The following is a 13,825-nucleotide window of genomic DNA, read 5'->3' as shown; positions in this document are numbered from 1 at the left end:
TTTGATTAGTGACGCTGCCATGAAATTTGAATTATTAACGACATTTTTAGAAGTCAGTAGAACCTTACATTTTAGGATCGCCTCTGAAAATTTATTTATTACCCAGTCTGCAGTCAGTGCGCGTATTAAATTGTTAGAAGACGAGTTAGGTGTATTGTTATTTGATCGCAGCCATAAGCATTTAAAGCTAACCCGAGAGGGGCATAGGTTAATTAAACATGCCAATGAACTTTTGTTTGTCTGGCAAAAAACCAAACATGATGTCGGTATAGCTGAACATGATGCTCAGCAATTGGCGATCGGATCTATGAACTCTATTTGGGATATAGTTTTACAGGGCTGGTTGCAAAAAATTCATCGTAACTTAGACAGTGTGAGTTTATTTACCAGTACTTATTCACCGGTAGAGCTAAGAAAAAATGTCATTAACCGTACTGTTGATATTGCCTTTTTATTTGAGCCACCCTTTGTTGAAGATCTAGTCACAGAAAAAGTCGCCACTGTGCCATTACATTTAGTTACCACAGAAAAAGAATATAATGATGAGTTGAATTTAGATCATTATATTATGGTGGACTATGGCGAGTCAGTGAACACCATGCATATGCGTGAATTTCAAGACGCACCGCCAGCGAAGCATTTCATGAGTCAACCACGTCTAGCGTTAAACTACCTATTGCAAGCGGGTGGCTGTGCGCACTTACCCAGACAAATGACTTTTGAACACGTTGAGGCAGGGCATTTATATGTCTTGGAAAATGCCCCAGTTTATCAAAGAGAGATTTTTGCGGTTTATTTAGCGAAAAGCCAAAAAACTGAGCTGATCAAGCAAGCTATTGCTTTATTTCCAAATTTACCTGTTTAATCAAGCACAAGTGTAGGCTCAGTTGTGTTTGCTGAGTTTAGCGTCAGTACTTAAATTTGACTAATAGCTAAAGTTGTGGCGCAGATGTTGGTGGCAAACTAACCAATAACTGCGGCGCTAGCTGCGCTTGGCCACAAATGTTGCCGCACTTAAGTCTATTTTCTAACCATCACTACTTTTTATTCATGCTTAATTTATCACTATTGTTACCCAGTAGTAAAAGTGATTTGTGTTTTGTGGGGATTATCATTACAAGGGCAATATACTACACTAGCCTCAATTACTAGCAGTTCGCTTAAACGCAACTATCATTAACAACTTATCAAGAGAAAGTGAGCATAACTATGACAGATAAATTTATTAAATCAAAAGCCGCCGTAGCTTGGGGCCCAAAACAACCCTTAGCTATTGAAGAAATTGACGTAATGTTACCGCGCAAAGGCGAAGTTTTGATTAAGGTTATGGCGTCAGGGGTATGTCACACCGACGCCTTTACTTTATCAGGTGAAGACCCAGAAGGTATTTTCCCTGTGGTTTTAGGCCATGAAGGTGGCGGTATTGTCGAGCAAGTGGGTGAAGGCGTCACCAGTGTACAAGTTGGCGACCATGTTATTCCGCTATACACACCCGAATGTGGCGAGTGTAAATTCTGTTTATCAGGTAAAACCAACTTGTGTCAAAAAATACGCGAAACCCAAGGTCAAGGCTTAATGCCTGATGGCACCACACGTTTTTACAAAGACGGCCAGCCAATTTTCCATTACATGGGCTGTTCAACGTTTTCAGAGTACACAGTACTACCCGAGATTTCGTTAGCAAAAGTCAATAAAGAAGCGCCGTTAGAAGAAGTGTGTTTACTGGGCTGTGGCGTAACAACCGGCATGGGCGCGGTGATGAATACCGCGAAAGTTGAAGAGGGCGCAACGGTGGCTATCTTTGGTTTAGGCGGTATTGGCTTATCAGCGGTTATCGGCGCAACCATGGCCAAAGCCAGTCGTATTATTGCCATTGATATCAATGAAAGTAAGTTTGAGTTAGCAAGAAAGTTAGGCGCAACCGACTGTATCAACCCGAAAGACTTCGATAAGCCGATTCAAGATGTGATTGTTGAATTAACCGATGGCGGCGTAGATTACTCGTTTGAATGTGTCGGTAACGTTAACTTGATGCGCTCGGCGTTAGAGTGTTGTCATAAAGGCTGGGGCGAGTCAGTGGTTATTGGTGTGGCCGGTGCTGGGCAAGAAATTTCAACCCGTCCGTTCCAGTTAGTGACAGGGCGTGTATGGCGTGGCTCGGCTTTTGGTGGTGTAAAAGGTCGCACAGAGTTACCTGATTATGTTGAGCGTTACTTAGCGGGTGAATTTAAGTTAAGTGACTTTATAACTCATACCATGGCATTAGAAGATATCAACGAGTCGTTTGAGCTAATGCACAAAGGTGAAAGTATCCGCACCGTTATTCATTTTGATAAGTAATATTACCCGTCGCGTGTACTAAAAGCAGTGCAATCAATTAATTTTGATTGCTGATTTATTAGCCCCTTTTGTTTGTGTATAAATACAAGGGGCATTATTAAGGAGTTACCATGACAGCTGAACATTTAATTGAAAGTGTGAGTGTAAATAAAATTTTTGGTGGCTGGCACAAGCAGTACAGTCATCAATCGAAAGTATTAAACTGTCCAATGCAGTTTGCCATTTACTTACCACCACAGGCCGCAAATGGTAAAAAAGTGCCGGTATTGTATTGGCTTTCAGGTTTAACCTGTAGCGATGAAAACTTTATGCAAAAAGCCGGTGCTATGCGTGTTGCCGCTGAGTTAGGCATAGCGATTGTTGCCCCAGATACTAGCCCACGTGGCGACGATGTAGCTGATGATGAAGGTTACGACTTAGGTAAAGGCGCGGGCTTTTATGTTAACGCTACCCAAGCGCCGTGGAATAAGCATTATCAAATGTATGACTATGTGGTAAATGAACTGCCAGCCTTGATTGAAGCAACTTTTCCGGTGTCAGATAAACGCGCTATTAGTGGTCACTCTATGGGTGGGCACGGTGCTTTAGTTATCGGTATGCGAAATCCAGAGCGTTATAGTTCAATGTCGGCATTTAGCCCTATTTGTCATCCAGTCACAGCACCTTGGGGTAAAAAAGCATTTACCGCGTACTTAGGTAAAGATAAAGCCACATGGCAAGAGTATGACGCTAGTGAGTTGATGCGTAAAGCAACCACGCACCTACCGGTTAAAGTTGACCAAGGTGGCGCAGATGATTTTCTTGTTGAACAATTGCAACCAGAAGCATTAGAAGCCGCGGCAAAAGCCAGTGGTTATCCGCTAATTTTAGATATTCATGAAGGCTATGATCATAGTTACTACTTTATTTCTAGCTTCATTGAAGATCACTTACGCTTTCATGCTGAGCATTTAAGTAAGTAAGTCTATTTAATGGCCGCCGAAGCTTTCGGCGGCTTTTTTCTCGTATCAGCTCAAGTTCATTAAACTGGCGGTGTATACATGCATGTACTTTCTAAATTATGTCGCTTTCTTCGCACTACTGTAACAACTAGCGCACTATTACTGCCGATAGCGTTAATGTTTGTTGTTGGCGATGCATGTGGGTTTCTGCATTATCGCAATACAATATGGTCTGCGTTCCAATAACACTCCTCAGCCCTAAACTAGGGGATTATACCTAGCTGCTCTAGGGGGAACACCCGATTAACCTTTGTTGAAAAAATAGGCACTGTGGTTAAGTGAATTATTTTCTTACCCATAAAGTGTCCATCAACCGTAACAATATGAGGTTGGTGGTTACCACAACCATAAAGGTTAATAAAGATGAAAACTACATTACTCTCAAGTGCCATCGCGTTTGCGCTAGCAACACCATTTGCCGCACTACCTACAGATGCTTATGCCGCTAGCGTTAGTGACAGCGTGAAAGCAAATAAAATCTTAAATTTTGACGTAGCAAGTGTACCGACTGTCAACCAATTGCAAGATAGCGCATCCATTAGTTTACAAGCACTAAGTGCGGAGCAAACTCAGGCCATTAACCAGTTTAAAGCCCAAAATCCGAATGCGCAGGTCACGGTCAACGCCTTGACCGGTACTGTAGATGCCATGATAGGAATGGCGATTCAAGTTTCAGGCCACTCGCCTGAAAATATGGCACGTAATTTTATTGCCGATCATCAAGCTATTTTTGCTGGTCTGAACATAGATCAGTTACAGTTTAATGCTAATCGCTCAAAAGCCGCGTTAGGTGGTCAAGTTGTTCGTTTCGAGCAAGTGGTAAACGGTATTAAGGTCGATGGCAGTGGTGTGGGTGTGGTTATTGATGCCAATAACCATGTTCGTGGTGTTATGGGACCCTATCAAAAAGATTTCAACCTTGCCAGTCAGCCAGAGCTTTCTGCTGAATCGGCCGTATTAGCGGCAAGTCAAAACTTACTACAATTTCAAAAAGATATTCCAGCTGCAGCGATGGACGTGTTAACGCCGGCGTTTAATACCATTGCGGAAAAACTCGGTGTATTTCAAACCCCGATGCCAGAGTTACGTTTTGTGCAAACGGCTAATGGTCATAGCTTAGTTTGGCAGTTTTATTACTACTCAACCAATCCCTTTGGTGTTTTTAAGTATATGGTTGATGCTCAATCTGGCGAAATACTTTACCGTGAAGATCAGGTGCGCACCGCAGAAGGCTATGAGCCTACTGATCAATTTGCTGATTATTTCCCAACCTTTCCTCCCATCACGGCTGAACTACAAGACAATTGTGAAATTATCGATGAAGACGGCGGGTTAACCGCTCGACCACAAGACTTATTACGCATTAAATTGCGTAAGTTTGATGATAGCAACCGAGTGACAGGGGTTGAAGGAGTCTTAACCGGTAAGCATGCGCTTATTGGCAGTGCTTTACCAACGAGTTCACCGTTTCCTCAAGCCGCATTAGGAACCTATTATTTTGACCGTGATGAAGCGTCAGTTTACGGCCGCGTTGATGAAAAAGATCATACCACAGGCTCAAAAGTACATTTTGATGGCATCAGCCAATTTATTTATATCACCAATTTATTAGAGTATTTAGATTACTTACACAAAGAAGGTGATGCAGTGCATGCGCGTGGTTTTGGTAATGGTAGTTTTCCAGATCAATATCCGAACGAGTCAACCCCCTTAGTGGGCGTTGTACATATTCCTAATGTATTAGATGCACCTACAGACCCGAGCGATCCGGAGTTTTTAGCAGATTTGTTAAACTTAGATAATGCCTTTGCCATTCCACTGTCACAAGACGTTGCTGGTCAAGAAGTGGTGGTTAACCCAACGTTTTATGGTCACGGTAATCTATTCAATAACCTAGCTATCGACTTTAGTGTGCCAATTCATGAAGGCACACATGCAACCATCACACCGATTGCCGGTTTTGAAGGCAGCCCAGAAGGCGGCGCGTTAAACGAAGGTCAAGCAGATTTATGGGCGTATACTATTGGTGAAACCCCAGACTTAGGCACTTATCCGGTGAATGCCTGTAAATTAAGAGATGTGTTACGTGCAGCTAATGTCGACCCTGATTCATTTGAGTATATTCGTAGTGGTCAAAGTCAATTGCGATACTCGCAATTAGGGACGCGTGGCAATACCTTTGAAGAACACAGAGACGGCGAAATTTATGCCGGTGCAATGTGGGATTTACGCGAATTGATGGTCCAGATGTATCCTGCTAACGACTTTGTTCGCCCTGATCCGGTAACTGGTGAAGCCACGCAAGCGGCGAGCTTAGGTAAAGAAACTTGGGAGCGTATCTTCCTAGGCTCTATGTATGTTTTAGGGGTCAGTGCACCAGATACTTTTGTTAAAGCCCGAGATGCGGTGCTAATTGCAGATGCCATGTTATATCCGGCAAACTCTGTTGATGCGCAATCTTTAGGTAAACACCATGCGTTAATTGAACGAGTATATGCGGCGCGTGAATTAGGTAAAAATGCCCAAGCCCCGTTAGGTGGCGTACAAATGATTTCTACTGCGGTCAGTGACTTTACCGCCAACCAAGCAGCGCCAGCAACGCCACAAAATATTATTGCTGATATTGTTGGCGATGACAGCATTAATGTTTCATGGGACAGTGTTGATGGCGTTATTGGCTATCAAGTATTAAAACGTAAAGGTGGCAGCCCAGCACGATTATTTGCTGGTGTTCCTGGCCGTGAATATATCGATGGCGACTTAACGTCAAATGGTTATACCCATGTTGAGTTTGTTACTGAGCCGAGCTACTTAGATAAAGGCCAAGGTTTTGGTCGTGGTGCAGGCCAAGGCATTGACGATTTTGACTATCAATATGTGGTGCGTGCGATAAAAACCAATGCCACAGGACAAGTAGGGTTTTCAGACTTATCCGGTACAGCTAAAACGAAATTGAAAGCGAAAAATGTCACTAAGCAGGTGCAAGCAAGTATCAGCAATGTCACGTTCTCACTAAGTGAGTTTGCGTTTGATAACACCTTAACTAACAACAGTGCTAAGGTATTATTTGGACCTATCAATTTTGATATCGTGTCAATTAGTAGTGCTAATGTTAGCGTTAATAATGCTGATAACGCAGGCACAGGCCAGCGTGGTGATAAAGCGCGCTTTGTTTACAATGAAGCGGTTTCACCGGGCAAGGATTCAAGTGCGCGTAACTTGCGTTTTGATAATCCATTAGCGGAAATGTTTAGTTTTAAAGCCAAAGTATTTGCGAAAGTAGAAGGCCAAGCACGCGCTGCGAGTGGCAGCCAAGTATCAAATGATACCTCTGAAGCAGCAGCGCGTGAGGTGGTATACCATGCCATTTCTGAACATAAAGGTTTAGTGGCGATTGGCACAACCGATGTAGCCGTAGCTGATGGCGTTGACTATGTTGATGTTAATTTTACGGCACTAAACAGCGCTACTAGTGCCGTTGCCACATTAACAGCCGATGTTGACGTCGGTGGTGCTTATCCGGATCTGGATTTTTCAATGCTGGATAGTGAAGGTAATGTGTTAGCCACGTCAGGTAACTTAGGCGCTTCAGAACAAGTTGGTAGCACAGTGGTTGGCGGTGAAACCTACACTTTACGTGTTAAAGGTTATGCTAATGGTCCAACCCAATTTACCATAGTATTAGACCAAATGGTGACTGATGCTGGTGATGCAAGCAATAATGCTGCAAGCGAAAGTGCACCAGAAGACAATGTCTTTGAACTCGTTGAGTTTTTGGTTAACCCTGTCACTGGCACCATAACCAAGTTATAGTGCATTAGCTTGGCGCGTAAAACGTTAAACAAATAAAAAAACAGTTTGAGCATAGCCCACTTAGTATTAACCTAGTGGGCTATTTTTATTTACCCTATCAACTGGGTTAGTCAACAGTGCAATACTATTTGCTTAATATTGTTTCGAAACCACCGAGTATCAGACGTTTACCGTCAAAAGGCATCTCTGCTTGATCAAAGCTCATGCGCGGATCAGCCATTACTTGTACCATACCTTGATCCCGTGCTTTTTTATTCGGCCAAGTCACCCAAGATAACACCACACTTTCATCTGCTTGGCATTTTACTGCCATAGGAAAAGACGTTAATTCACCACTAGGAATATCATCTCCCCAGTTTTCTACGACAGTTAACGCACCGTGATCTTTAAAGATATCCGCCATAGTTTGAGCAAGTTCTAGGTACATTTTTTTATTCGCTGTTGGCACAGCAAGGACAAAACCGTCAACATATGTCATAAGCTATCCTTTGTGATTGAAGGCTCTTAATTAGCTTAGCAGTTGCTCATATTTCAGCGACATTTTGCGGTATAAATCGTTAGCTTGTGTATGAAAGGCGCTTGATATTATAAAAAAAATACCGTATTTATGGGCTAGTAAGCGCGCTTATATCACGCGTAATTATCGATAAAATAAGTAAATTAATGGACGGCTATAGCAATGAACGCAGATCATCAAAATAACTATCCCCGCGATATGGTAGGTTACGGTCGCCAAGTACCGAAAGTGAGTTGGCCTAACAAAGCTAAAGTTGCCGTGCAATTTGTCATTAATTACGAAGAAGGGGCAGAAAATTGCATTTTGCATGGTGATAAGGCCTCAGAAGCCTTTTTATCTGAAATAGTTGCCGCTGTGCCATTTGAAAATCAACGTCATATGAATATGGAGTCTTGCTATGAGTATGGCAGCAGAGCAGGATTTTGGCGCTTACAACGATTATTTAGCGAACGTAAGATACCTGTTACCGTTTTTGCCGTGGCTATGGCCATGCAGAGAAACCCCGAAGCGGTTGATGCCATGTTAGCCGCCAATTGGGAGATAGCAAGCCATGGTTACCGTTGGATTGACTATCAAAACGTGCCGTTAGCAACCGAGCGGGCGCATTTAAAAAAAGCGATTGCTATACATCAAGCAATGACAGGTGCAAAGCCCAAAGGCTGGTACTTAGGACGCATGAGTGCTAATACCCGACAACTGGTGATGGCAGAGGGTTCGTTTTTATATGACGCTGACAGTTATGCCGACGACTTACCCTATTTTGTCAAGGGTATAGATAAACCCCACTTGATTGTTCCTTACACGCTTGATGCAAACGATATGCGGTTTGCTAGCCCACAAGGCTTTAACTCAGGCGAGCAATTTTATCAGTACTTAAAAGACAGTTTTGATACCTTGTACGCCGAAGGTGCCCAACGCCCGAAAATGATGTCGATAGGCTTACATTGTCGCATTATCGGTCGGCCAGGGCGCTTTGCCAGTTTAGTGAAGTTTCTTAATTATCTTCAGCAGTTTGATGATATTTGGTTATGCCGACGACAAGATATTGCGGAGCATTGGTTAAAACATCACAGTGGCTAAATTATAATATCGGCACTTAATGGCTACTGGCTTGAAAACGAAAACTAAAATAACTGAGCACAACGTGCCAAGCTATAATGCCAACAAGCTTTGTTGTTACAATAAAAAAGGAATTACCGCATGAAAAACAAGCATACATACTATACACCAACTGGCGGCTTACCGCCGCAAAGTCAGTTATTATCCGACCGTGCTATTTTTACTCAAGCCTACGCCATTATCCCTAAGCGGGTACTCACCGATATTGTCACCAGTTATTTACCGTTTTGGCAAAAAATGCGTATGTGGGTAATTGCGCGGCCACTCAGTGGTTTTGCCGAAACCTTTTCTCAGTATATTGTTGAAGTTGAGCCCGGTGGTGGCTCAGAAAAGCCCGAGCTTGATGACAGCGCTGAAGCGGTATTATTTGTGGTGGCAGGCGAAATGGAGCTTAATATTGAAGGTCGCCGCCATACCTTGCAAGCGGGGGGGTATGCTTACTTGCCGCCCAAGTGTCAATGGACATTAACCAATAATAGCGAGCAAACGCTTAAGTTTCACTGGATCCGCAAAGCCTATCAATACGTTGACGGCTTAGCAGCGCCGGAGCCGTTTGTCACCAGTGATCAAGACGTTGCAGCGGTGGCGATGCCTGATACTGATGGCGTTTGGCAAACCACACGTTTTGTCGAGCCATCCGACATGCGTCACGATATGCATGTAAATATAGTTACTTTTCAACCTGGCGGGGTTATTCCGTTTGATGAAACCCATGTTATGGAACACGGCCTTTATGTGCTTGAAGGCAAAGCCGTGTACCACTTAAATGGCGAGTGGGTGGAAGTGGAAGCAGGCGACTTTATGTGGTTACGGGCTTTTTGTCCGCAATCTTGTTACGCCGGCGGTCCTGGGCCGTTTCGTTATTTACTTTATAAAGACGTTAATCGTCATATGCCGTTTATTCGCCCGCAAAATTAAGACACTGCAAGCCCGCTTCTCGTATACATTTTTTGCTCAATTATCGTTAATTGCTAAGACGTATCTGCCAGCACCTTGCTCATTTTCTGCTACAAGGCCGTGAAAATGAGCAAGGCTATGTTTTAGCTTAGTGTACGCCGCTATTTACCTACACCGGCTACTTTATTACGGTTATCAAGTTTTTTTTGACACTTGTGTCAGGTTTTTAATCTGTTATATTGGTTTTATTATGTTGGGCTAATTTTTAGCCTAGCAAACCTATAAGCGGAATCCCTATGACCTTAAAAGCTGTTCGTTTTTTATTAAACAACGATCCTGTGACCCTAGAAAACCTTGAGCCAAATTTAACGGTGTTACAGTATCTGCGTGAACAAGCATTTAGCACAGGCACAAAAGAGGGGTGTGCTTCAGGTGATTGTGGTGCCTGCACTGTGGTGGTTGCACAGCTTAATAAAGACAAGACAGCACTGAACTATAAAGCCATTAATGCCTGTATCAGTTTTGTTGGTACTTTACATGGCAAGCAATTGCTCAGTGTTGAACACCTTAAACAAGGTGCAACATTACATCCGGTGCAACAAGCCTTTGTAGATCATCATGGTTCGCAATGCGGCTTCTGTACGCCAGGATTTGTTATGTCAACGTTTGCACTCCACAAGCAAACACCAACGCCTAATCGTGAACAGGTATTAACCGCCTTAGCCGGTAATTTATGCCGCTGTACTGGTTATCGCTCAATTGTTGATGCCGCGCTGACAACAAGTGAGCTGATAGAGTCAGACTCGTTTACACAGCAATATCAGCAAACAGTGGCGCAGCTACGCGCCATTCACGACTTGCCAGGAGCTGAGCTTACTCATAAGCAACACCAATACTATGCGCCAAAAAATATTAGCCAATTAGCGGAAAAGTTAATGGCAAACCCGCAGGCAACCCTCGTGGCAGGCGCTACCGACTTAGCTTTGTCTGTGACCCAAAACTTAGCCAGAATCGAAGACTTGGTATACTTAGGCGATGTCGCACAATTACAAGAGATTGAAGAGGCTGCTGGGTATATACGCATAGGCGCAGCAGTGCCTTACAGTGAATTTACTCCTTTACTTGCTGCACAATATCCTGAGCTTGGTGAAATGATAACGCGATTAGGCTCAAGACAAATTCGCAATGTTGGCACTTTAGGTGGCAATATTGCTAATGCCTCACCAATTGGCGACATGGCACCGACGCTGATCGCATTGGGGGCAAAAATTAGCCTGCAACTTGGTGATGTCGAGCGAAAAATTGCCCTTGAAGACTTTTTTCTCGGTTATAAAAAAACCGCTTTAAAAGCCGGTGAATTTATTAAAAATATATACCTACCTAAAGCACAGTCTGGGCAAACATTAAAAGTATATAAAATATCAAAACGCATTGACGATGATATCTCAGCGGTGTTGGCGGCATTTTTTATTGAGTTAAAAGATAATCAGGTAACTCAGCTGCGCATAGCGTTTGGCGGTATGGCAGCAACGCCCAAGCGCGCATTGGCGTGTGAAGCCGCCTTATTAAATAAAACGTTTACGCTAGATAATATCAGCGCGGCCCAACAAGCATTAAGCCACGACTTTCAACCTTTGTCTGATGTGCGCGCCAGTGATAACTACCGTATGCAAGTGGCACAAAACTTACTGAAAAAGTGCTATTTAGAGTACCAAAATTCCAACATAGCAACACGAGTGGTGAATTATGCGTAGCTTAATTGCAACTCAGCACAGCAATGATACACAGCCTAAGTCAGCAAAGTCTGTAGGCTTAGGTGGCATTGGTCGCCCAAGCAAACATGAAAGTGCTGATAAGCATGTCAGCGGCGAAGCACGTTATATTGATGACAACGCAAATATACAAGGGCAATTACATGCGGCGGTTGGTCAAAGCACAATTGCCCATGGCAAGATTAAACACCTTGATTTATCAGCGGTAAAAGCTGCTGAAGGTGTGGTTGAGGTGATCACAGTAGCGGATGTGCCAGGTCATCATGATATTGGCCCAGTTTTTCCTGGCGATCCTGTGCTAGCAGTAGATAAAGTTGACTATGTTGGTCAACCAATATTTGCCGTTGCCGCAACGAGCCATGACTTAGCAAGACGAGCGGTAAAGTTGGCAAAAGTTGACTATCAAGTACTTGAGCCGATATTAAGTGTTAAAGCTGCGCTGGCTAAGCAAAGCTTTGTTCGCCCCCCGTTTACCATGCAGCGCGGTGATGCAGATAGCGCCATTGCCAACGCTCAGCACCAACTATCAGGGCAAATAGCCATTGGTGGTCAAGAGCATTTTTACCTTGAAGGGCAAGTTTCTAGTGCCGTGCCTACAGAAGATGGCGGCATGACCATATTTTCTTCTTCACAGCACCCCAGTGAAGTGCAAAAACTGGTTGCCGAAGTATTAAATATTAGCCTTAATAAGGTGGTGGTTGATACCCGCAGAATGGGCGGCGGCTTTGGCGGTAAAGAAACCCAAGCTGCGCCTTGGGCCTGTATTGCTGCCTTATTGGCCAATAAAACACAACGACCTGTAAAGTTTAAACTAAGCCGAGTTGATGATTTTACCATGACCGGCAAACGTCACCCATTTGAAAACAGTTATCAGGTTGGCTTTGATGATCAGGGGCAAATAAAAGGCATTAAAATCGTGGTGAATGGCAATTGTGGTTATTCCGCTGATTTATCAGATGCCATAGTTGATCGTGCTATGTTTCATTCAGATAACGCTTATTATTTAGATCAAGCCTCTGTGACCGGTAATCGATGTAAATTAAATACGGTGTCGCATACCGCGTTTCGCGGTTTTGGTGGGCCACAAGGTATGATGACCATAGAAATGGTAATGGATGATATTGCACGCTTTTTAGGGCAAGACCCGTTAGCCATTCGTAAAATTAATTTATATGGTCAAAACCAGCGTAATATGACCCACTATCACCAACAGGTCGAACACAATAAGCTGGCAGCCTTGATTGATAACCTGGAAGTTAGCGCAGACTATCAAGCGCGCCGAGTAGCCATTACCGCCTTTAATACTGAAAATACGCTGTTGAAAAAAGGCCTTGCCTTAACACCGGTAAAATTTGGTATTTCATTTACCGTTCAACACCTTAACCAAGCGGGTGCGTTAGTGCATATTTACACCGATGGCACTATACATTTAAATCATGGCGGCACGGAAATGGGCCAAGGGTTGTTCACCAAAGTGGCGCAAATTGTTGCCGAAGAGTTTCAGCTTGATGTTGACCGGGTTGGCGTTTCGGCAACGCGCACCGACAAGGTACCCAATACCTCACCCACGGCAGCATCGTCAGGTACAGATCTTAATGGTAAAGCCGCACAAGCGGCGGCAAAAACTATCAAAGCGCGCTTGATCAGCTTTGCTTGTCAGCATTATCAAGTTACCGAAGCCGAAGTGAGCTTTTGCAATAATCAGGTTAAGATTGCACAGCAATGTTTTAGCTTTGCTGAGTTTGTTCAGCAAGCCTACATGGCGCGTGTATCCTTATCCGCGACTGGCTTTTATAAAACGCCGAAAATTCATTTTGATCGCAGTACAGCAAAAGGTCGGCCGTTTTTTTATTATTCTACCGGCGCAGCGGTATCTGAGGTGATCATAGATACATTAACCGGCGAATATAAGGTTTTGCGCGTCGATATTTTGCACGACGTTGGGCAATCATTAAACCCTGCACTGGATATTGGGCAAATAGAGGGGGGCTTTATTCAAGGCATGGGGTGGCTAACCAGTGAAGAGTTAGTGTGGGACCAACAAGGGCGCTTATTATCAAATAATCCAGCAACTTATAAAATTCCTGCCATTAACGATTTACCGCTTGAGTTTAATGTTGCACTAGTGCCCGATGATCCAAACCAAGAGCAAACTATTTATCACTCAAAAGCGGTCGGTGAGCCGCCGTTAATGCTGGCAATTTCAGTCTGGTCGGCGCTAAAAGACGCCATTGCCAGTGTCGCTGATTATCAATTTAGTCCAGCCTTAGATACACCCGCAACCCCAGAGCGGGTGTTGTGGGCGGTAGCGGCAATGCAAGAAAAAGCGCAAGCCGCGCGCGAAGACAAAAAGCTAGGGGCCTAAG

9 protein-coding genes are annotated in these 13,825 nt (G+C 43.8%); 8 read left to right on the top strand and 1 reads right to left on the bottom strand.

Annotation, left to right across the window (positions count from 1 at the left end):
- Positions 1-19 precede the first annotated feature (19 nt).
- The 4 genes from B6K83_RS11130 to B6K83_RS11115 all read left to right on the top strand — a co-directional run bounded on the left by B6K83_RS11130 (position 20) and on the right by B6K83_RS11115 (position 7,154).
- Entirely contained in the window at positions 20-865 is an 846-nt protein-coding gene (locus tag B6K83_RS11130) for a LysR family transcriptional regulator (RefSeq protein ID WP_085285000.1), read from the top strand.
- Between the two features lie 344 nt (positions 866-1,209).
- Positions 1,210-2,340, top strand: coding sequence for an S-(hydroxymethyl)glutathione dehydrogenase/class III alcohol dehydrogenase (locus B6K83_RS11125; RefSeq protein ID WP_085284999.1), 1,131 nt, complete (start codon positions 1,210-1,212; stop codon positions 2,338-2,340).
- Between the two features lie 110 nt (positions 2,341-2,450).
- Entirely contained in the window at positions 2,451-3,302 is an 852-nt protein-coding gene (gene fghA, locus B6K83_RS11120; protein WP_085284998.1) for an S-formylglutathione hydrolase, read from the top strand.
- Positions 3,303-3,704: 402 nt separating this feature from the next.
- Entirely contained in the window at positions 3,705-7,154 is a 3,450-nt protein-coding gene (locus B6K83_RS11115) for a M36 family metallopeptidase (protein WP_085284997.1), read from the top strand.
- A gap of 124 nt (positions 7,155-7,278) precedes the next feature.
- Here B6K83_RS11115 and B6K83_RS11110 read toward each other — a convergent pair whose 3' ends face one another.
- The gene (locus B6K83_RS11110) at positions 7,279-7,632 is read right to left on the bottom strand and encodes a DUF1428 domain-containing protein (RefSeq protein ID WP_085284996.1); all 354 of its coding nucleotides are present in this window, start codon (positions 7,630-7,632) and stop codon (positions 7,279-7,281) included.
- A gap of 201 nt (positions 7,633-7,833) precedes the next feature.
- Here B6K83_RS11110 and puuE point away from each other — a divergent pair, with 201 nt between their 5' ends.
- From puuE to xdhB, 4 genes are all read left to right on the top strand, one after another.
- Positions 7,834-8,751, top strand: a complete 918-nt coding sequence (gene puuE / locus B6K83_RS11105; RefSeq protein WP_085284995.1) for an allantoinase PuuE — start codon at positions 7,834-7,836, stop codon at positions 8,749-8,751.
- Between the two features lie 120 nt (positions 8,752-8,871).
- Positions 8,872-9,708, top strand: coding sequence for a bifunctional allantoicase/(S)-ureidoglycine aminohydrolase (locus B6K83_RS11100; protein WP_085284994.1), 837 nt, complete (start codon positions 8,872-8,874; stop codon positions 9,706-9,708).
- A 275-nt stretch (positions 9,709-9,983) separates the two neighbouring features.
- Positions 9,984-11,441, top strand: coding sequence for a xanthine dehydrogenase small subunit (xdhA, locus tag B6K83_RS11095; protein ID WP_085284993.1), 1,458 nt, complete (start codon positions 9,984-9,986; stop codon positions 11,439-11,441).
- On the top strand, positions 11,434-13,824 hold the full coding sequence (gene xdhB / locus B6K83_RS11090) for a xanthine dehydrogenase molybdopterin binding subunit (protein WP_085284992.1): 2,391 nt from the start codon (positions 11,434-11,436) through the stop codon (positions 13,822-13,824). The genes xdhA and xdhB overlap by 8 nt, the downstream gene beginning before the upstream one ends.
- Position 13,825 lies beyond the last annotated feature (1 nt).

Origin of the sequence: Colwellia chukchiensis, from assembly GCF_002104455.1 — a bacterium.
Classification (GTDB): Bacteria; Pseudomonadota; Gammaproteobacteria; order Enterobacterales; family Alteromonadaceae; genus Cognaticolwellia; species Cognaticolwellia chukchiensis.
Note: the sequence above shows the minus strand (reverse complement) of the source record. Positions and strands in the feature narration are given on the sequence as shown.